Genomic DNA, 18,568 nt, shown 5'->3' with positions numbered 1-18,568 from the left:
TCCGCGCCCGCGATCGTGCACGGCGACTACCGGCTCGACAACGTGCTGGTCACCGACGACGGCGAGCTCACAGCGGTACTCGACTGGGAGATGGCCACCCTGGGCGATCCGCTCGTGGACCTGGGCCTGATGCTCGTCTACCGGGAACGCCCGGTCACCGGCGGGGACCACCCCGCCACCTCCGCCGAGGGTTTCCCGTCCTCCGACGAGCTCGTGCGGATGTACGCCGCCACCACCGGTCGCGACGTGTCCCGACTCGGCTGGTACGTGGCCTTCGGCTGCTTCAAGCTCGCGGTGATCGCCGAGGGCATCCACTTCCGGCACACCCGGGGGCTGACCGTCGGAGCGGGTTTCGACGGCATCGGCGACGTGGTCGCGCCGCTGGTGGAACGCGCACACACCATGCTCAAGGAGAAATGATGGACTTCGCCTACGACGCCGAGACCGAGGAGTCGCGGCAGCGGCTCCTCGCCTTCATGGAAGAACACGTCTATCCGGCCGAACCGGTGATGGAGACCCAACTCGCCGAACGCGACGACCCCTGGGCGATCCCGCCGATCGTGGGCGAACTCCAGGCCGAGGCCAGGAAGCGGGGTCTGTGGAACCTGTTCCTGGCCGGGCATCCCGAGCACGGCGGGCTGCCCAACCTCCGGTACGCCCCGCTGGCGGAGATCACCGGGCGCAGCCCCCGTCTGGCCCCGGCCGCCCTCAACTGCGCCGCGCCCGACACCGGCAACATGGAGGTGCTGACGATGTTCGGTACCCCCGACCAGAAGAAGCGCTGGTTGGAGCCGTTGTTGGACGCGCGGATCCGGTCCGCGTTCGCGATGACCGAGCCCGCGGTGGCCTCCTCCGACGCCACCAACATCACCACGAGCATCGTCCGTGAGGGCGACGAGTACGTGATCAACGGCCGCAAGTGGTTCATCACCGGGGCGCTCAACCCCGCCTGCGAGATCTTCATCGTGATGGGCAAGACCGCCCCCGAAGCCGACCGACACAAGCAGCAGAGCATGGTGCTGGTGCCGCGCGACACCCCCGGGTTGACCGTCGAGCGGGGCATGACGGTGTTCGGCTACGACGACAGCGACCACGGCGGCCACGCCGAGGTGCTGTTCGAGAACGTGCGGGTACCGGCGGAGAACCTCGTCGGCGCCGAGGGGGAGGGCTTCGCCGTCGCCCAGGCCCGTCTGGGCCCGGGGCGGATCCACCACTGCATGCGCGCCCTGGGCATGGCCGAGCGTGCCCTGGAGATCACCTGCCGGCGTGTGCTGGATCGGGTGGCGTTCGGCCGCCCGCTGGCCGAGCAGGGCGTGGTGCGCGAGTGGATCGCCGAGGCACGGGTGCAGATCGAGCAACTGCGTCTGCTGGTGCTCAAGACCGCCTACCTGATGGACACGGTGGGCAACAAGGGCGCCCACACCGAGATCCAGGCGATCAAGATCGCCACCCCGCGCACCGTGGAGTGGATCCTCGACAAGTGCGTGCAGGCGCACGGCGCGGCCGGGGTCAGCCAGGACGTGCCGATCGCCGCCTGGCAGGCGGGGGTGCGTTCGCTGCGCCTGGCCGACGGGCCGGACGAGGTGCACCTGCGTTCGCTGGGCCGCGCGGAACTGCGCAAGTACGCGTAGCCTCTCGCGCGTCGCGGAAGGGCCGGGGCCGGGGCGGGTCCCCGGCCCTCGCCACTTGTGCGGGGGTCAGCCCTGGGGGCGCAGGCCGGCCAGGAGCAGGTCGGCGAAGTGCCCGCCCACGTCCTGACCGGTCAGGGCGCCGTCGTGGCGATACCAGGTGCTCAGGTGGTGCACGGAGCCGAAGTAGTAGTCGATGACCAGGTCGGCGGGGACGTCGGCGCGGAAGACGCCCTCCTTCTGCCCCTGTTCGATCATGGACCGGAACAACTCGTGGTACTTGCGACGCTCGGCGCGCACGCTGCGCTGCTTCTCCGGGGCGAGCTGGTGCATGGAGCGGAAGAAGATGGTGCTGTCGTCGAGGTTGGCGACGGTGGTGACGATGACGTCGGCGGCGGCCGCGTGCACCCGTTCGGTGACGGGCTCGTCCCGGGCGGAGATCTCCTGCAGGTGCTCGGTCTGCATACGCAGCACCCGGGCGTAGACCTCGTAGAGCAGGTCGTCCTTGGAACCGAAGTAGTGGTACATGGCGCCCTTGGTGACGCCCGCGGCGGCCACGACCTCCTGTACCGAGGTGCCCTCGAAGCCGCGTTCGGCGAAGAGCCGTGTGGCCGCGCTCAGCAGTCGTTCGGGCACCGTGCCTCGTGGGGTGTCCCCATCGGCCGTCCGCTGTGCACCGCGCATGTCCCGTACCACCTCTTGCCCCCGTCCCCCGGTGGCGAGTCGACTGTTGATCCGAGCCAGCATACCGACCGGATGGTACCCCTCGCGCACACCCGGAGGTCGTCGGGAACCTTCGGCATCCGAACGGGTGACCCCCGGGGTCGACGAGACGGCGACTAACCCACTCGGGCGTGGTCGGATCCCTCGGGCTCGCGCGGCCCCTCCGGTACGGCCCGCTCGTGCGGGATGACCAGTGGGGTCCGGGTGCGCGGGTCGGGTATCACGTCGCAGTCCAGCCCGAACACGGTGCGCACCCGATCGGCGGTGACCACCTCGGCGGGCGACCCGTCGGCCACGATCTCCCCGTCGCGCATCATCACCAGGCGGGTGGCGAACCGGGCCGCCTGCGCCAGGTCGTGCAGGACCGCCACGACGGTTCGGCCCTGCCGGTGCAGTTCGGCGAACAGCTCCAGCAGGTCGTACTGGTGGGCGATGTCCAGGAACGTGGTGGGTTCGTCGAGCAGCAGGGTGGGGCTGTCCTGGGCCAGCACCATCGACACCCAGGCGCGTTGGCGCTGGCCGCCCGACAGTGAACCCACCTGGGTGTCGGCCAGGTCGGTCAGTCCGGTGAGTTCCAGGGCCGCGGCGATGGCGACCTCGTCCTCGGGGCTCCACTGGCGCAACAGCGTGTGGTGCGGGAAACGCCCGCGGGCGGCCAGCGCCCGCACGGTGATGCCCTCCGGGGCCAGCGGGCTCTGCGGCAGCAGCGCGAGCTTGCGGGCGACCGCCTTGGCGCGCTGGGAGCGCACGTCGTCCCCGTGCAGCAGGACCTTGCCCCGGACCGGCCGGTTCACCCGTCCCAGCGCCTTGAGCAGGGTCGACTTCCCGCAGCCGTTGGGGCCCACGATCACCACGAACTCGCCCTCGTCGACCTTCATGTCCAGGTCGGACACGACGGGGTCGCTCCCGTAGCCGAGGGTGAGACTCCGAGCGGAAAGCACCGGGGTGGTTTCGCCGTTCAAAGGGTTCCCTTTCGCCATTCGCGGATGAGCAGGTGGCCCAGGTACACGCCGCCCAGGGCCATGGTGAACACACCGACCGGCAGCCCGTCACCGACCGGTGACTGTTGCACGGCCAGGTCGGCGCAGACCAGGAGCAGTGCGCCCACCACCGCGGACAGCACCAGGTTGGGTCCGGGCGCGGCGCTGAGCCGGCGGGCGATCTGGGGCGCGGTCAGGGAGATGAACGCGATGGGTCCGGCGACGCTCACCGCGGCCGCCGACAACACCACCGACAGCACGACCGCTCCGGTGCGCGTGGTGGTGGCGCCGGCCCCGAGGGAGTCGGCGAGTTCGTCACCCATCTCGTTGACGGTGATGGGGCCGGCCAACGCCAGCACGAACGGTACGGCCAGGGCCACGGCCACCCAGATGGTGGCGGCGTGGTCCCAGGACCTGGCGGACAGGCTGCCGTTGACGTAGGAGGCGAGCACACTTGCCTGGTCGCGGGCCATCACCGACACCACGAAGTGGGTGAGGGCGGTGGCCATGGCGGCCACGCCGATCCCGGCGATGATGAGGCGGCCCGGGTCGCGCAACCCCGTTCCGGTCACCAGGTACACGATCACGATGGCCAGCGACGCTCCGGCCAGTGCCCCCAAGGGGACGGGGACGATCCCGGGCAGCGCGAGCGCGGCGACGGAAGCGCCGGCCCCGGCGCCGGCGGCGAGCCCGATCACGTCGGGGCTGCCGAGGGGGTTTCGGGTGACCGACTGGAACAGGGCGCCGGCCAGCCCCAGGGCCACGCCGGTGCCGGCGGCGACGACCAGACGGGGGCCGCGCAGGCGTTCGAGGGCGAACAGGTGGGTCGCCTCACCTTGCCCGCCGAGCGCGGCGGGGATCTGGGCGAGGGGGATGCCCAGACGGCCGAGGCTGAGGGTGGCCGCGGCCGCCACGAGCAGCACCGCCAGCAGCGCCGAGCCGATGATGAGGGAACGCGGGTGGATGGGAAAGGCGAGCAACCGCCCGACCCGCAGCACCCTTTGCGTGGGTTCGGGAGACTCCGCGAGGGCGGTCAGGCGCGACGCGGGCTCGGAGATCGTGCGGCTCATGAGGCCCCCTTCGTCCTGCGCAGCACGTACAGCAGTACCGGGGCGCCCACGAACGCGGTGACGACGCCGACCATGAGTTCCATGGGCCGCACCACCGTGCGTCCCACCACGTCGGCCACCAGCAGCAGGGTCGGTCCGACCAACGCCGCGAAGGGCACCTGGACACGGAAGTCCACCCCCACCAGGGAGCGCACCACGTGTGGCACGGCCAGGCCGACGAAGGCGATGGGGCCCGCCGCGGCGGTCGCTCCGGAGGCCAGCAGCACCCCGGCGACCAGACCACCGGCCCGGGTGGCGGTGACGTTGGCCCCGGTGGCCACGGCCGCCTCGTCCCCCAGGGCCAGGGCGTTGAGGCCGCCCATGACGAACAGGGCCAGGACCAGCCCCAGACAGAGGACGGGCAGGACCGCGAGGACCACGTCCATGCCGCGCCCGGCCAGGGAGCCCACCACCCAGTAGCGGTAGCTGTCGAAGACGTCGGGCATGCTGAGCGCCACCGCCTGTACGTAGGCGGTGAGGATGGCCGAGACGACCGCCCCGGCCAGTAGCAGACGCACCATGCCCCCGTCGCCGCCGCGGGTTCCCACGGTGTAGGCCGCCAGCCCGGCCAGCAGGGCACCGGGCAGCGCCCACCAGACCGTTCCGGTGACCGAGGTGGGCCCGAGCAGCGCGGTGGCGGTCACCACCGCCGCCGCGGCACCCGCGTTCACGCCCAGTAGGCCGGGGTCGGCCAGCGGGTTGCGGGTGACGCCCTGCATGAGCGTGCCGGCCAGCGCCAGGGCGGCACCGGCCAGCACACCGACGATCGTCCGGGGGATCCGGCTCTCCACCACGGTGACGGTGTAGGGGTCGGCGCCGCCGGTGAACACCCGCAGCACCTCCAACGGAGGCGTGGGCTTGCTGCCCGCGACCAGGCTGAGCAGAACCGCGCCGGCCAGGGCCGCCACGCCCACGCCCAACATGAGCGTGGCGCGGACGGGCCCGGCCTTGGGCGGTGCCGTCGTGCGTGTCTTCACGTTCACCTGGTGATGGGTCAGTCGTCGATCTCGGCGGCGGCCTCTTCGATGAGGGGCACGTACCGGTCGATGGTCCAGGGGACGGTGAGCGGGTTGATCAGGGAGGAGGCGGTGACGAAGGAGTTGTCCTCACTGGCGACCACCGCACCGTTCTCGATCGCGGGGATGGCCGCGTACAGCTCCTGCTCCTCGATCTCGGCGCGCGACTCGGGGTCGCTGTAGAAGGTGAAGATCAGGTCGCTGTCGGAGAGCTGGTCGGCGTTCTCCAACCCGATGAGGGCGGAGTCGGTGCCCTCGGTCTCGGGGAAGGTCTCGACGATCGGGTCGACCTCCAGGCCCAGGCCGCGGACCATGGCCACGCGCTGCTCGTCGGGCAGGAAGACGCCGAGGGTGCCGGGGCCGTCGGTGTAGATGTAGGAGAAGGACAGGTCGGCGAACTCGGGGTGGTCCGCGGCGGCCTGCTCGAAGGTGTCCTCGATCTCGGTGACGAGGCCGGTGGCCTCCTCCGGCTTCCCGAGCGCCTCACCGATGATCTCGATCTGCTGGTCCCAATCGGTGCTCCACGGCAGGTCGGGGTAGGCGACCGTGGGGGCGATGTCGTTGAGGATGTCGAAGTCCTCCTGGGTGATGCCGGACCAGGGGGCGAGGATGACGTCGGGGGCGAGTTCGATGATCGCCTCGAAGTCGATGTCGGCGGCGCCCGCGAACTGTTCGGGGAGTTCCTCGCCGGACTCGGTGACGGCCTCGTGGATCCAGGGCAGGTAGCCGGTGTCGTCGGCGCCCCACTCGTAGCTCTCGATACCCACCGGGACCACGCCCAGGGCGATGGAGGTCTCGGCCGATCCCTGGCCGAGGGTGACCACGCGTTCGGGCTGCTCGGGGATCTCGGCGGTCCCCAGCGCGCTCTCCATCTCGATCGGGAAGGTGCCGTCGGCGGAGGCCGCGTCGCCGTCACCTCCGCTGTCGTCGGTACCGCAGGCGACCAGGCCCAGTGCCAGGGCGGCGGTGAGGCCGAGACCGCTGAAACGGCGCAGAGTGGGGTTCATGCTCACTGCTTTCTTCGTCACGGGAGGCGACCTCGTCGTACTCGGCGGGCCGTTTCGTACATGGGGAGCGCCCGAGTATGGGCAGCACGAAAGCCGGGCGGATCAGGACGAACCCGACCGCAACCAAGGTTAGTCTAACCTCACTTGGCCCGATTCCAAAAAATCCGAACCCTTGCCCGGACCCGCTTCGAGGCTCAGGGAACCTCCGGTTCCCCGGTGAGGTAGGGCTCACCCGGAGGGCTCCCAGCCTCCTCCACGACCCCACCATGGCTGTGGCCCAACAGGACGACCGGTACCGGCTTGCCCACGGGGTTGCCCTCCCTGCCGGCCACGTACTCCAGGTCCCCTCCCGCCCCGGAGACCGCCATCGCGCCGTGCAGGTAGTAGAGCTGGTTCCGGACCTCCTCCGGAGTGGGCAACCGTTCGCCCCCGACCTCCTCCAACGCCAGACGCACCGCGTGCACGGTCACCGCCACGGCGTCATGGTGCATGATCGCGTACCCGTCGTCGAGCCTGGCGGGGTCGGCGTCGATCCGTTCGACGAACACCTCGTGGAACCCGTCGAACCCGGCCGGGGACGCCACGTCGCCCCTGCCCCACCCCGGGTGTGTGGAGGAGGCCATGGCCAGGTCGAGGTTGCCGTCGTCGAGGTCCCGATGGAGCTCGGCACCACCGGTGACCCCGGTCGCGGCGTACACGATGGTCAGCGGGTCCTCCGGAACGCACCTCTCCCCCGCCAAGGCATTGACGAACACGTCCAGGTCGTCCTCACGCCCGGCGAAGAACACCAGGTCCAGGCCCTGCTGTTGGGAGCAGATGTGGTTGACCGCGCTGGCGAACGCCGTGGGAGCGGTCTGTCCCATGGCCCTCCCGGTGAACTCCAGCTCGTTACGGGGTAGGTGGTCCGCGAACTGCTCGGCGTAGGCCTCGCGCAACGTCGCGGTGTAGGTGTCGTCCTCGGTGTTGTCGTAGAGCAGGATCCCCGCGGCGGTGGGGTGCTCGGACTCGACGTGGTCCACCAGTGAGGCGACGTACTCGGAGTTGGTCGGCGAAGCGCGCATCAGACCCGGGGCGGTGGAGGCGTCCAGACCGTCGGCGGTGACGATGCCACTGACCATGGGGATCCGGTGACCGGACAGTTCCAGGGCGGCCCGCTCGGCGCTGTCGCTGCTCAGACCCGGACCCGCCACCGCCAACAGCGGAACGTCGTCCTCGGACAACGACACCAGCCGGTCGACGGCGTACCGCCAGTGCTGCTGACGACTGCCCTCATTGGCCAGGTACAGCTGGATCAGGGGACGATCGCCGTGGAAGGTCTGGTCCTGGTTGGCCCGAACCTGGGCGACGTGCGCCCCTTCCATGGCGGCCCGGACCCGATCGGTGTCCAAAGGGCTGCGCCCGTCGGGGGTGAGCGTCGTCATCAGCGCGATCCGGGCCACGGGGGTACCGTCCTCCTCCGCGACGCCGGCCACCCGGGTGTTCTCCCGCTCGATCAGGCCCTGGACCTCGGTGAAGGCGGGGTCGAACACGTGTGATCCATCGTTGACCCCGACGCACTCGCCCTCCACCCGGACCAGGCCGGAGAGTGGGCCCCCACAGACCAGGTCCGGCCCGAAGGCCACCGCGCCTCCCACAACCAGGGCCACCACCAGGGAGACGACCAGGAGTCCGCGGCCTCGCGGTCTCGGCGGCACGAGGGAGTCGTCCTGCGCGGACCTGCGGTAGGTGACGTCTCGTCGACGAAGTTCGTCGGCGATCCTACGGTGTCGGGCCTCCCGTTTGGAGAGCACACCCGTGTTCGTGACCCGGCCGCGCAGCACGATCAGGGCGTAGGCGGCCTGATCCTGCGCGTCCACCCGTTCGGGTCCGCCGAAGGGGTCGGACAGGGACCACAGTGCGGCGACCAGACGCCGGGCCTCACCACGGTGGGGTTCCATTCCGGTCCCGACGGACTCCCGCTCCAGCCGAACGAAGCGTTCGTCGGGGGCCTCACCCCAGTGCTCGACGTGCTGACACGGAGCACGGGTGACCTCGTCGAGCATGACCTCCCACGAGTCCGTGGCCCCTTCGTCGGTCAAGACGGTGAGGAGTTCGTCGGCGACCGTTCCCAGGCCTCCCAACGCCAACCGGTGGTAGAGGGCCCCGGTGGGGTCACCTGAGCGCTCACAGTATCCGGCCAGGGCCTCGTGGTAGCGCACCCAGCGCTCCCCACCGGTGTCGTCACGGGCGAAGCGCCGCACCAGGAGGTGACGCAAGGGGGTCGTCCAGTCGGGGACGTCGTCGCCGAAGAACAGGGGGGCGACCCGGTTCAGGCGATGCCCCTCCTCCCTGGCGAGCTGTTCCGCGCACTCCAGGTCACGGGACAGGGCACAGATCTCCAACGCGGCACGTTCGCTCTCGGGCGCCCCTGACCAGTCGAGCAGCCGGTCCAACAGCCTCGACTCGAGGTCGTCCCGTCCCAGTACCCGGTTCAGGACACCCCCGTCCTCCGGGTGCTCGGCGCTCACACGCACCACCTCGGCGGCCACCGAGGGGTTGCCCCCGGAGAACTCGTGGACCAAGCGAGCGGTCTCGGAGTCGACCACCTCCGGCCTGCGACCACGCCACGACATGAGCTTGCCGCAGTCGTCCACGCCGAAGGTCGGCAGCCTCAGCTGCTTCAGAAGGGGGTGGTCCGGGCGGGGCTTTCGGGCGGTGGCGACCACCGCCACGGGAAGGACGAATTCGTTAGTGCCGGCGTCCTCGGACCGGATGGGACGGGAGTCCTTCAACAGCCGCAGGAACGACCTGCCCGCCGTGCGCGAGGACGTCCCCGCCTCGGTCGATTCGTCCGGGTCGACGGCGTCGGCGTTGTCCAGCAGTACCACCGGGGCCGGATGGCGCCCCCGGCCACGACGGGAGTGGCGCAGGTCGGCCAGGAACGCCTCGCACAGCGCGACGTCCATGTCCCGCCCGGAGGGGTCCCGATCGTCGCGGGCCAGATCGGCGAGGACCCCGGTCCCCTTGCCCGTGTTCGATTTGCCCTTGTTCGAGCCCGCGGACTCGGCGTACCACTCGACGAAGGGGCGCAGGGCCGCCCGCTTGACCAGGCCGCCGATCGACACGATGGGCAGTTTGACGCCCTCCATGGCCACCACGCCCAGGTCCACCCGCAACTCGACGCCACCGATGGTCTCCGACACCACCCGCCCCCAGCGGGACACGCGATGTATCCCGTCCAACGCTTCCTCGATCTGCTCACCGCCGAGGACTACGGACTGCTCAAGGCCGAGACGTTCGGACTCGGAACGCGCGTCCTCCCCCGCTCGGAGCGCGGCGAGCCCCACCAACAGGCGGGGAAAGGACAAGCTCTCGCGTCCTTTGGTGCGATCGGCGAGTTGTTTGGCCAGAACCGTCAACTTGGCGGGAACTCCACGGTATTGCGCATTCTCCGCGTTGAGCCAGGCCACAGCCGTTTCAGCATCGAGTTCGGCGCGCAGTGAATCGAGGACCGAGCTTCGGCCGGAACCCCGCTCACCATGCAGGAGAACGATTTTCCTGGCGTCGCGCGCAGAGTTCTTAGGGAGTGGACGAAGCTGATCCCGTAGGGCCTCCCGAACACCTGGGCGCGTGATCATCGGGTTGGGCGCAGAACCATGAGCCATGCCGTGTCCACTCTCGAATTCGCAGGGGGATTTCCGTCCACGCAGCACGGAAAGAACACCACGAACAGCCAGAACCAGGACTACTCCAGGCCGCCTCACACCGACATTCACTTCTTCATGCCACCCACAAAACCCTAATGGACTCGGCCCACACATAAAAGGGTGCCCGTTCGGATTCGCGAGCACCCCGGGCTGGAATGCAGGTCAGGGAGTGCGGTCGGTCAGCACGTTGCTCACGCCGCCCAGATAGCCGATGAACCGCCGGGTGGCCATGGCACCGAGCCGTTCGCGGCCCAGGAAACGTGGTGGGGAGAAGCGCATGATCGCCTCCGCGCCGGAGGCCATCGAGGCGAGGGAGGCCGGGCCGCGGCGGGCCTTTTCGTACCGACGCAGCGCCCGCGCGGGATCGCGTTCGGCCCCCTCCTCCGCCAACACCCGGGTGAGCGCCCAAGCGTCCTCCAAGGCCTGGTTGGCGCCCTGCGCGGTGGAGGGCGGGAACGTGTGCGCGGCGTCGCCCAGCAGGGTCGCCCCGCCCTCGCCCCAAACCCTCGGTACCCGGTGCCGGACGTGCTCGAACAGTTCTGGTGCGTCGTCGGCGGCGTGCTCCAGGACCGCGCGCACCCAGGGATCCTTCCAGTCACCGAAGAGTCTGCGCAGCACACTCGCCGGGGACACCGGGCGCCGCATGCCCGAACGCCAGCGCACGTCGAACCACCACTGCGCCAGCCCGTCCCCGGCCGGCATGATCCCGCACATGCCCTGGCGGCCCTGGACCACCGCGGCGAGCGTGCCCGCGGCGGCGTCCATGGGCACCTCGGTCAGCGCCTGCCAACTGGCCCACCCGGTGGGGCGGGCCGGGTCGCCGTCCCACAGGTCGCGTCGGGCGGCCGAACGCACCCCGTCGGCGCCCACCACCACGTCGCCGTCGGCGGAGACCCCGTCGCCGAACAGCGCGCTCACCGACCCGTCCGGGTTCACCCGCACCCGGGTGCAGATCCGCCCGTAGCGGATGGTGCCCTCGGGCAGACCGGTGGCGAGCAGAGCCAGCAGGTCCCGCCGGGGCACGGTGCGCGTCTCGAAGCCGTAGTGTTCGCGGGCCGCGTCCACGTCCAGGGTGTAGCGCACACGCCCGGAGGGATCGCGGTTCTCCAGGCCGTCCAGACGGCGGCCGATCCCGGACACGTCGATCCCGAGCGCGGCCAGGGCGGCCACACCGTTGGAGTACAGGCCCAGCCCGGCCCCGCCGGTGCGCGGCCCCGTCGCGCGTTCGTGCACCTCGACCTCGTGACCCTGGTCGAGCAGTCCGCGGGCCAGGGCGAGCCCGCCCACACCGGCTCCGACGATGACAACCCTCATGAAAGCTCCCAACCCGCTCGCTTGGCCTACAACACCGTACTGACGGATCGGGCGTGGGCGACGAACGGGCCGATCACGATCCGGTGATCGGCCCGCGGACGGGGCGTCGGGCGAGGATCAGTCGAAGAGGTGGACGCGCGCCTCCCAGGGACGCAGCGGGGCGAGCACCCGTTCGGGTTCGGGGTGGTTGCCGATGAGCATCCGCCCACCGGTGCCCACAGCGTCCTCCGACAGTTCCACCGGGGCCGTCTCCCCACTCCAGTTGGCCAACACCAGCAGGGTCCGACCGTCGAGGGTGCGGGTGTAGGCGAACACCCGGGGGTCGTCCTCCAGCAGCGGCGTGTAGCGACCGTGCACGATGATCGGGTGCTCCTTGCGCAGCTCGATCAGGCGCCGATAGTGGTGGAAGATCGAGTCGGGGTCGGCGACGGCCGCCTCCGCGTTGATCTCGGTGTGGTTGTCGTTGACCCCGATCCACGGCGTTCCGTCGGTGAAACCGGCCTGCGCCGAGGCGTCCCACTGCATGGGGGTGCGGGCGTTGTCCCGGCTCATCCGGGCGATCCCCGCCATCGCCTTCTCGGAGTCGACCCGCCCGGTCGCCACCATGGTGCGGTGGTGGTTGAGGGTCTCCAGGTCCCGGTGGTCGGTGATGTCGGAGAAGCGGGCGTTGGTCATGCCCAGTTCCTCGCCCTGGTAGACGTACGGGGTGCCCTGCATCATGTGCAGGGTAGTGGCCAGGGCCTTGGCCGACTCCACCCGGTACTTCCCGTCGTCGCCGTAACGCGAGACCGACCGCGGCTGATCGTGGTTGTTGAAGTAGAGGCTGTTCCAGCCCACGTCGCCCAGGCCGGTCTGCCAGCGGCTCAGTGAGGCCTTGAACTCGACCAGGTCCAGTGGACGCGGATCGAACTTGCCGCCGGGGCCGTGGTCGAGGTCCACGTGTTCGAACTGGAACACCATGTTCAGTTCTCGGTTGATGGGGTTGGTGTGGACACGGGCCTGTTCCACGCTCACCGCGGGCATCTCACCGACGGTGAGCACGTCGCGGCCGTCGAACACCTCCCGGTGCATCTCGTGCAGGAACTCGTGCAGGCGGGGTCCGTTGATGGCGTGGTCGGCGAAGATCCCGTAGTCGCCGATCACCGGGCCGTCGGGCAGCTTCGGGTTCTTGGAGACGAAGTTGATGACGTCCATGCGGAAACCGTCGGCGCCTCGGTCCAACCACCACCGGGCGACCTCGTGCACGGCCGACCGCACCTTCGGGTTCTCCCAGTTCAGGTCGGGTTGGGAGGGACTGAACAGGTGCAGGTAGTACTCGTCACGGCCCGGATCATGGGTCCAGGCCGACCCGGAGAACACCGAACCCCAGTTGTTGGGCGGACCGCCCTTGGTCCCGGGACGCCAGAGGTAGAAGTCGTCCTTGCCGGGGTCCCCGGCGCGGGACGCCTCGAACCAGGGGTGCCGATCGCTGGTGTGGTTGACCACCAGGTCCATCACCAGGCGCATGCCGCGCTCGTGCAATCCCTCGCGGAGCCGGTCCCAGTCCTGGAGGGTGCCGAATCGCGGGTCGATGTCGGTGTAGTCGCTGATGTCGTACCCGTTGTCGTCCCACGGGGAGGGATACACCGGGGACAGCCACACCACGTCCACCCCCAGCCGCTTCAGGTAGTCGAGTCTGTCGATGATCCCGGGCAGGTCCCCGATCCCGTCACCGTTGCTGTCGTTGAAGCTGCTCGGGTAGATCTGGTAGACGACGCTGGACTTCCACCACTCGGCACCGGCCTCGGGCATGGGCTTCCTCCCCCACTGGACGTTGCGACCATTCAATCGGTCCGACCGCCCGAACGGGAGGGGAACGGCCACCCGGAACGAGAATCCGGTTGAAGCGGGTGGCCCACCGGGGATATCCCGGGCGAGACCATTCAGGCGGTAGGAGGACCCATGTGTCTGCACGGAACCGGTGAGACCGTTCGTTCGCGTACGGGAGGGGCCGCGCCCGACCCCACGCCGACGCGGCCCTCGGGTGCGCGTTCGTGGCCCGGCGGGTTCGGGCGGGTGGTGGACCTCAGCCACACCATCTCCCCCGACATGCCGTCCTGGGACGAGGTGAAACCGGCCCGTGAGACGTTGAGCCCGCCCGCCCCGGAGGGTGGGTTCGGGTTCTACCTGCAGCGTTGGAGCCTGACCGAGCACACCGGGACCCACCTGGACGCGCCCGGACACGTGATCGGCGGCGGGCGACTGGTGCCCGACATCGCACCCGAGGAACTCGTCGTGCCGGCGGTGGTGCTGGACATCCGGGAGCGCGCGGCGGAGGATCCCGACACCACGGTGGGGGTGGACGACGTGCTCGTGTTCGAGCGCGAACACGGGCCGATCCCCGAGGGCACGGCGGTGTTGATGTGTTCGGGGTGGAGCTCCAGGTGGGCCGAGGGCGACGCGGCGGTGCGGGGCCTGGACGAGGACGGTGCCTGGCACTTCCCCGGCTTCTCGCCACAGGTGTGCGAGTTCTTGGTGGAGCGACGCTCGGTGGCCGGTTTCGGGGTGGACACCTTGAGCAGCGACCCGGGGAACTCGACCGACTTCCCCGCCCACGAGGCGATCGGCCGCGCCGACCGGTGGGGGCTGGAGGCGCTGACGGGGTTGGACCGGTTGCCGCCCGTGGGCGCGACGCTCACGGTGGGGGTGCTGCCCGGTCTGGACGCTTCGGGCGGGCCCAGCCGGGTGCTCGCGCTGTGGTGAGACGGTCGATCGGCTCGGGACGGTCGGTTCCCGCGACCGTTCAGTTCCGGGGTCCGGGGATCTTCGGATCGGGGGTCCACTCCAGCAGCATGATGGTCGCGTCGTCGGTGAAACCACCGCGCTGGTGGGTGTGGATCGAATGGATCAACCGGCGCAGCGTCTCCGGTGCGGGCTCGTCGGCGGAGGTCGCCCTGGTGACGAAGTCGGCGAAGCGCTCCAGACCGAACATGCGCCCGTCGGTGGCGTGCGCCTCGATGACACCGTCGGTGTAGAGCAGCACCTGGTCTCCTGGTTCCAGGGCCATCCGATGGACGGTGCGCGAAGTGCTGTCGGAGACGACCCCGTTGAGACCGAGCGGCAGTTCGGGCGGACGGTCCATGGCCCCGGGGATCAGGCACCTGCCCCGGATGAGCAAGGGGGCCGGGTGCGCGCAGTTGGCCCAGGTGAACAGTCCGGTGGACAGATTCAGGTCTGCGAAGACCGCCGTGCAGAATCGTTCGGGCAGCCAGTCGATGAGCGCCTTCTCCACGCCGGCGGTGAGTTCGCCCGGCTCGGCTCCGTTACGGCGGGCGCTGCGAGCACCGGCCATGGCCACCGACGCGGTCAGTCCGGAGGCGAGGTCGTGACCCATCGCGTCGAGGATGACGGCGTGCAGGGTGTCACGGGTGATGGAGTGGTCGAAGGCGTCGCCGCCCAGTTCGTAGGCGGGTTCGAGGACCGCGGTGGAGACCCCGCGTGCGGTGCCGAGGGTGCGCGGTGGAAGGAAGGCGCGCAGCATCTCGGTGCGCAACCGCACCGGCCGGGCTCGTGTGCGGCGGACGTAGGTGTCGCTGTAGGCGCGCTTGGACGTGATGACCAGGGCCAGTAGCGCGGCCAGGGCCTGACAGCGGCGGAGGGTGGGTTCGTCCAGCCTGGAGGTGCGGACGTGCAGGACCCCGATGCGGTCGGCGCCGTCCTTGAGGGGAAGCCAGAGGCTGAGTTGGTCCTCCCCGCCCTCGGCCAGCCGCAGGGTGTCGTTCCGGTAGGCCTCCCCGGCGACGGTGGTGTCGATGTCGAGGATGGGCCCGCCGGTGAGCGGCACCAGCAGGTGTTGTTGCAGGTCGACGAGGTGAACGGTGATCTTGTCGAGCCCGATGGCGGTGCCGTAGCGGTTCGCGATCTCCAGGACTTCGATGGGCCCGCACGCGTGCACGGACCTGACCAGTTCCTCGAAGAGGAGTTCGCCCTCGCCGAGCGGAATCACATCGTCCACGCCTTCACCTCCCGGAACATTCAGTGTCACACCGGAACGTTTCGTCACCCGGTGTTCCCGATCGCGTGTCCTTGAGCGGTTCAAAGGCGTACACCCCGAAGGGAGTCAACCTTGATTGACTTCTCGACGAAGTCAACCTAAGTTGACTCACAGGGGGTTCGAGGCCACCCCCGACACCGGAAGGGAACATCATGAACGTCGCCTTCGCCGGCCACGATCCACACGAGGACCCGGGCTCGTTCGACGAGGACCATGCGGAATGAGCGTTCGCTCAGCCCTCGGTCGCCCCACCCGCCCGCACGACGTCGGCGGCGAAGGCGGCCACCGCGTGACCCGCGCCCCGCCCCTCGGCCCGAGCGATGATCCGGCCGCCTTCGACCGACAGCGCGGACTCGGTCCCTTCGCCCGGATCGACCACGCCGGCCGCGGCGGCGACGCCGGACTCCAACACGATCCGCGCCCGGGTCCACGCCCGGAGAGGGAAGGCCCGGGACAGGTGACCTCGCAACTCGGCGACGACCAGCCGGACCAGCGGCAGGAGTTCGCCCGGATCATCGGTGACCGGGACCAGGGTGACCGGCACACCCTCGGGCGCGGCGCGCAGGGCCTCCTCCAACGCCTCCAGACGGTGCGGACCGAGCACCACCACGATCCCGGTGTCCACCGTCACCGATGCGCGGGTCAGCAGGTCGAACCCGGTGGGGGCCTCCCAGGGCTCGTTCGCGGCCCGGGCGGGTGGGACGTGGGAGATGTGCGGCAGCGGCCAGGCGTCCTCCAGGGCGAGCCCGGCCAGGTGCTCACAGGCGCGGATGACCGTGAAGGGGTCGGTGAAGCCGGGTGCCGCGGCGGCGAGCCGCTCGGCCCCGTGCAGCGTGGTGAGCACGCTCTGCGCCACCCGGACGCGGCGCCCGCCCGGGTCCAGGTGCTCCAGGGCGATACCGAGCAGGACCGACTCCAGCATGGTGAGACGGGCGAAGGTCGCGCTCACCCGGGCGTCGGCGGTGATCTCGGCCATGGCGTCGGCGCCCGCGCGTTCGTCGCCGCCGATGGGCAGTCGGGCCACCCAGGAGCGGGCGAAGTCGCCCAGGGCCCGTTCGATGGTGGTGGCGTCGACCTTCCCCGGCGGGGCCTCTTCGGCGGCCTGGGCCAAGGCGGCGAAGTACAGGGCGCGCTTACCCGGGAAGTTGGAGTAGACGGCCCCGCGGGTGAGTTCGGCGCGCGCGGCGATGCGGTCGATGCCGGTGCCACGGAAGCCGTGTTCGGCGAACTCCTCGCGGGCCGCGGCGAGCACCTTCGCCCGATTGTGTTCCTGCTGCTGCGCCCTGTTGAGCCGAACCATCGTCCTCCTAGCCGCGGTGTGCCACCCATCCTACGTTGAGATACCGCCAACACTCGGATACCTTGACCATCCAGATGATGACATCATTTTAAGTAGAACACTGCTGCGAAAGCGAGTGAGGCACACCATGACCGACTACGCCTTCCAAGCCCGGGGGCTGGTGAAACGGTTCGGGAAGACGACCGCGCTGGCCGGGGTGGACCTGTCCGCCCGCCCCGGTTCGGTCCTCGGCGTCCTGGGCCCCAACGGAGCGGGCAAGACCACCGCCATCCGGATCCTGGCCACCCTCGCCCGCCCCGACGAGGGCGCCGCCACCGTCGGCGGACACGACGTCGTCCGCGAGGCGGCCCGAGTGCGCCGACTGATCGGGCTCACCGGGCAGGGCTCCATGCTCGACGAGGAGCTGACCGGCACGGCCAACCTGGTCCTGATCGGCCGACTCCTGGACCTGGGCAAGACCGGGGCCACCGACCGGGCCCATCAACTCCTCGAACGCTTCGAACTCACCGACGCCGCCCGGCGCCCGGTCACCACCTACTCCGGAGGGATGCGACGCCGGCTGGACCTGGCGGCCTCGCTCGTGGGCCGACCCCACGTGGTCTTCCTCGACGAACCCTCGGTCGGCCTGGACCCGGGTAAACGCGAGGAACTGTGGCGCATGGTCCGCGAACTCACCGCCGAGGGCACCACCGTCCTGCTCACCACCCAGTATTTGGAGGAGGCCGACGCGCTGGCCGACGCCATCGCCGTGATCGACCACGGCCGGGTGATCGCCGACGGCACCCCGGCCGAGCTCAAACGCGTGGTCGGCGGTCAGGCCGTCTCGCTGCGCCCCACCGACCCCACCCGGGTTCCGACCGCCGCCCTGGCCATGGAACGGGTCACCGGACGCGCGCCCGACCACACGGGCGGCCACACCCTGACCGTCCCGGTCGATGGCGACGCCACCGCCTGGGAACTGGCCCGTGCCCTGCGAGAGGCGGACATACGGGTCACCGAGTTCTCCCTGCGCCTGCCGAGCCTGGACGAGGTGTTCTTCGCCCTGACCGGCGCCTCTCGCGACACCCACGAGGAGGAGACCGCATGAGCGCCCCCACCATGCCCCGACGACCGGCCGCCCCGGCCCGGCCCGCCGCCCTGCTCCGCCACGGCATCGTGCTGGCCCGACGGAGCCTGGCCAAGTCCCTGCGCAACCCGGGAAGCCTGGTCAACGGGGTGATGACCCCGGCGATCTTCATGGTCCTGTTCGTGTACCTGTTCGGCGGCTCGGTGTCCGGATCCACCGACGCCTATCTGCAATACCTGTTCCCCGGGGTGCTGGTGATGGGCGCGGGCATCGCCGGGATGCTCTCCTCCGGGCTCACCATCAACATCGACATGAAGAAGGGTGTCTACGACCGGTTCCGCAGCCTGCCCATCGGTCGCTCCACGCCACTGCTCGGTTCGGTCCTGGCCGACCTGGTCCGGTACGTGATCACCGTGCTGATCCTGTTCGCCATCGGGTTCCTCATGGGCTTCCGGGTGGAGACCGACGCGGTTTCGGCGATCGCCGCCTCCGCCCTGGCGATCGGCTTCGGGTTCGCGCTGAGCTGGGTGATGGTGTTCCTCGGGGTGCTCATGCGCGACGAGACCGCTGTCATGGCGTTCACCTTCATCGCGATCCTGCCGCTGCTCCTGGGCACCAGCATGGCGGCGCCGGTGGAGACCCTGCCCGACTGGCTGCGGAGCTGGGCGGGGATCAACCCGGTCACCCACGTCATGGACGCCGCCCG

15 protein-coding genes are annotated in these 18,568 nt (G+C 70.2%); 5 read left to right on the top strand and 10 right to left on the bottom strand.

Annotation, left to right across the window (positions count from 1 at the left end; genetic code table 11):
- Window positions 1-420 (top strand): phosphotransferase (locus ABZ717_RS26680; RefSeq protein ID WP_358515394.1); only part of this gene is annotated, 420 nt, incomplete at its 5' end.
- Window positions 420-1,631, top strand: coding sequence for an acyl-CoA dehydrogenase family protein (locus tag ABZ717_RS26675; protein WP_358515392.1), 1,212 nt, complete (start codon window positions 420-422; stop codon window positions 1,629-1,631). The genes ABZ717_RS26680 and ABZ717_RS26675, both read left to right, overlap by 1 nt.
- A 66-nt stretch (window positions 1,632-1,697) precedes the next feature.
- Here ABZ717_RS26675 and ABZ717_RS26670 read toward each other — a convergent pair whose 3' ends face one another.
- The 8 genes from ABZ717_RS26670 to ABZ717_RS26635 all read right to left on the bottom strand — a co-directional run bounded on the left by ABZ717_RS26670 (window position 1,698) and on the right by ABZ717_RS26635 (window position 13,254).
- Complete coding sequence (locus ABZ717_RS26670; protein ID WP_358515389.1) at window positions 1,698-2,312, bottom strand: TetR/AcrR family transcriptional regulator; 615 nt, start codon at window positions 2,310-2,312, stop codon at window positions 1,698-1,700.
- Between the two features lie 155 nt (window positions 2,313-2,467).
- Complete coding sequence (locus tag ABZ717_RS26665; RefSeq protein ID WP_358515386.1) at window positions 2,468-3,331, bottom strand: ABC transporter ATP-binding protein; 864 nt, start codon at window positions 3,329-3,331, stop codon at window positions 2,468-2,470.
- Window positions 3,310-4,329 (bottom strand): iron chelate uptake ABC transporter family permease subunit, encoded by a 1,020-nt coding sequence (locus ABZ717_RS26660; RefSeq protein ID WP_358515403.1) that lies wholly within the window; start codon window positions 4,327-4,329, stop codon window positions 3,310-3,312. Before ABZ717_RS26660 ends, ABZ717_RS26665 begins: the two co-directional genes overlap by 22 nt.
- Window positions 4,330-4,397: 68 nt before the next feature.
- Entirely contained in the window at window positions 4,398-5,363 is a 966-nt protein-coding gene (locus ABZ717_RS26655) for an iron ABC transporter permease (RefSeq protein ID WP_358515400.1), read from the bottom strand.
- A gap of 71 nt (window positions 5,364-5,434) precedes the next feature.
- Entirely contained in the window at window positions 5,435-6,463 is a 1,029-nt protein-coding gene (locus ABZ717_RS26650) for an iron-siderophore ABC transporter substrate-binding protein (RefSeq protein WP_358515397.1), read from the bottom strand.
- A 194-nt stretch (window positions 6,464-6,657) separates the two neighbouring features.
- Complete coding sequence (locus ABZ717_RS26645) at window positions 6,658-9,810, bottom strand: hypothetical protein (RefSeq protein ID WP_358515383.1); 3,153 nt, start codon at window positions 9,808-9,810, stop codon at window positions 6,658-6,660.
- Window positions 9,811-10,311: 501 nt separating this feature from the next.
- Window positions 10,312-11,463: an FAD-dependent monooxygenase gene (locus tag ABZ717_RS26640; RefSeq protein ID WP_358515381.1), complete on the bottom strand. Its 1,152-nt coding sequence runs from the start codon at window positions 11,461-11,463 to the stop codon at window positions 10,312-10,314.
- 117 nt (window positions 11,464-11,580) lie between these two features.
- Window positions 11,581-13,254: an alpha-glucosidase gene (locus tag ABZ717_RS26635; RefSeq protein ID WP_358515378.1), complete on the bottom strand. Its 1,674-nt coding sequence runs from the start codon at window positions 13,252-13,254 to the stop codon at window positions 11,581-11,583.
- A gap of 150 nt (window positions 13,255-13,404) precedes the next feature.
- Between ABZ717_RS26635 and ABZ717_RS26630 the strand changes: the two genes are divergently transcribed.
- Window positions 13,405-14,205, top strand: a complete 801-nt coding sequence (locus tag ABZ717_RS26630) for a cyclase family protein (RefSeq protein ID WP_358515375.1) — start codon at window positions 13,405-13,407, stop codon at window positions 14,203-14,205.
- A gap of 40 nt (window positions 14,206-14,245) precedes the next feature.
- Here the strand turns inward: ABZ717_RS26630 and ABZ717_RS26625 are convergent, their stop codons facing one another.
- Complete coding sequence (locus ABZ717_RS26625; RefSeq protein ID WP_358515372.1) at window positions 14,246-15,457, bottom strand: PP2C family protein-serine/threonine phosphatase; 1,212 nt, start codon at window positions 15,455-15,457, stop codon at window positions 14,246-14,248.
- Between the two features lie 271 nt (window positions 15,458-15,728).
- Window positions 15,729-16,796 carry a helix-turn-helix domain-containing protein gene (locus ABZ717_RS26620; RefSeq protein ID WP_358515370.1) on the bottom strand — a complete coding sequence of 356 codons (1,068 nt, stop codon included), beginning with the start codon at window positions 16,794-16,796 and terminating at the stop codon, window positions 15,729-15,731.
- Window positions 16,797-16,923: 127 nt separating this feature from the next.
- Here ABZ717_RS26620 and ABZ717_RS26615 point away from each other — a divergent pair, with 127 nt between their 5' ends.
- Window positions 16,924-17,883 (top strand): ATP-binding cassette domain-containing protein, encoded by a 960-nt coding sequence (locus ABZ717_RS26615; protein WP_358515367.1) that lies wholly within the window; start codon window positions 16,924-16,926, stop codon window positions 17,881-17,883.
- A partial coding sequence (locus tag ABZ717_RS26610) for an ABC transporter permease (protein ID WP_358515364.1) occupies window positions 17,880-18,568 on the top strand: 689 nt, incomplete at its 3' end. The genes ABZ717_RS26615 and ABZ717_RS26610, both read left to right, overlap by 4 nt.

Origin of the sequence: Nocardiopsis sp. NPDC006832 (assembly GCF_040635885.1) — a bacterium.
Lineage (GTDB): Bacteria > Actinomycetota > Actinomycetes > Streptosporangiales > Streptosporangiaceae > Nocardiopsis.
This window is presented reverse-complemented; position numbering and strand designations above follow the sequence as displayed.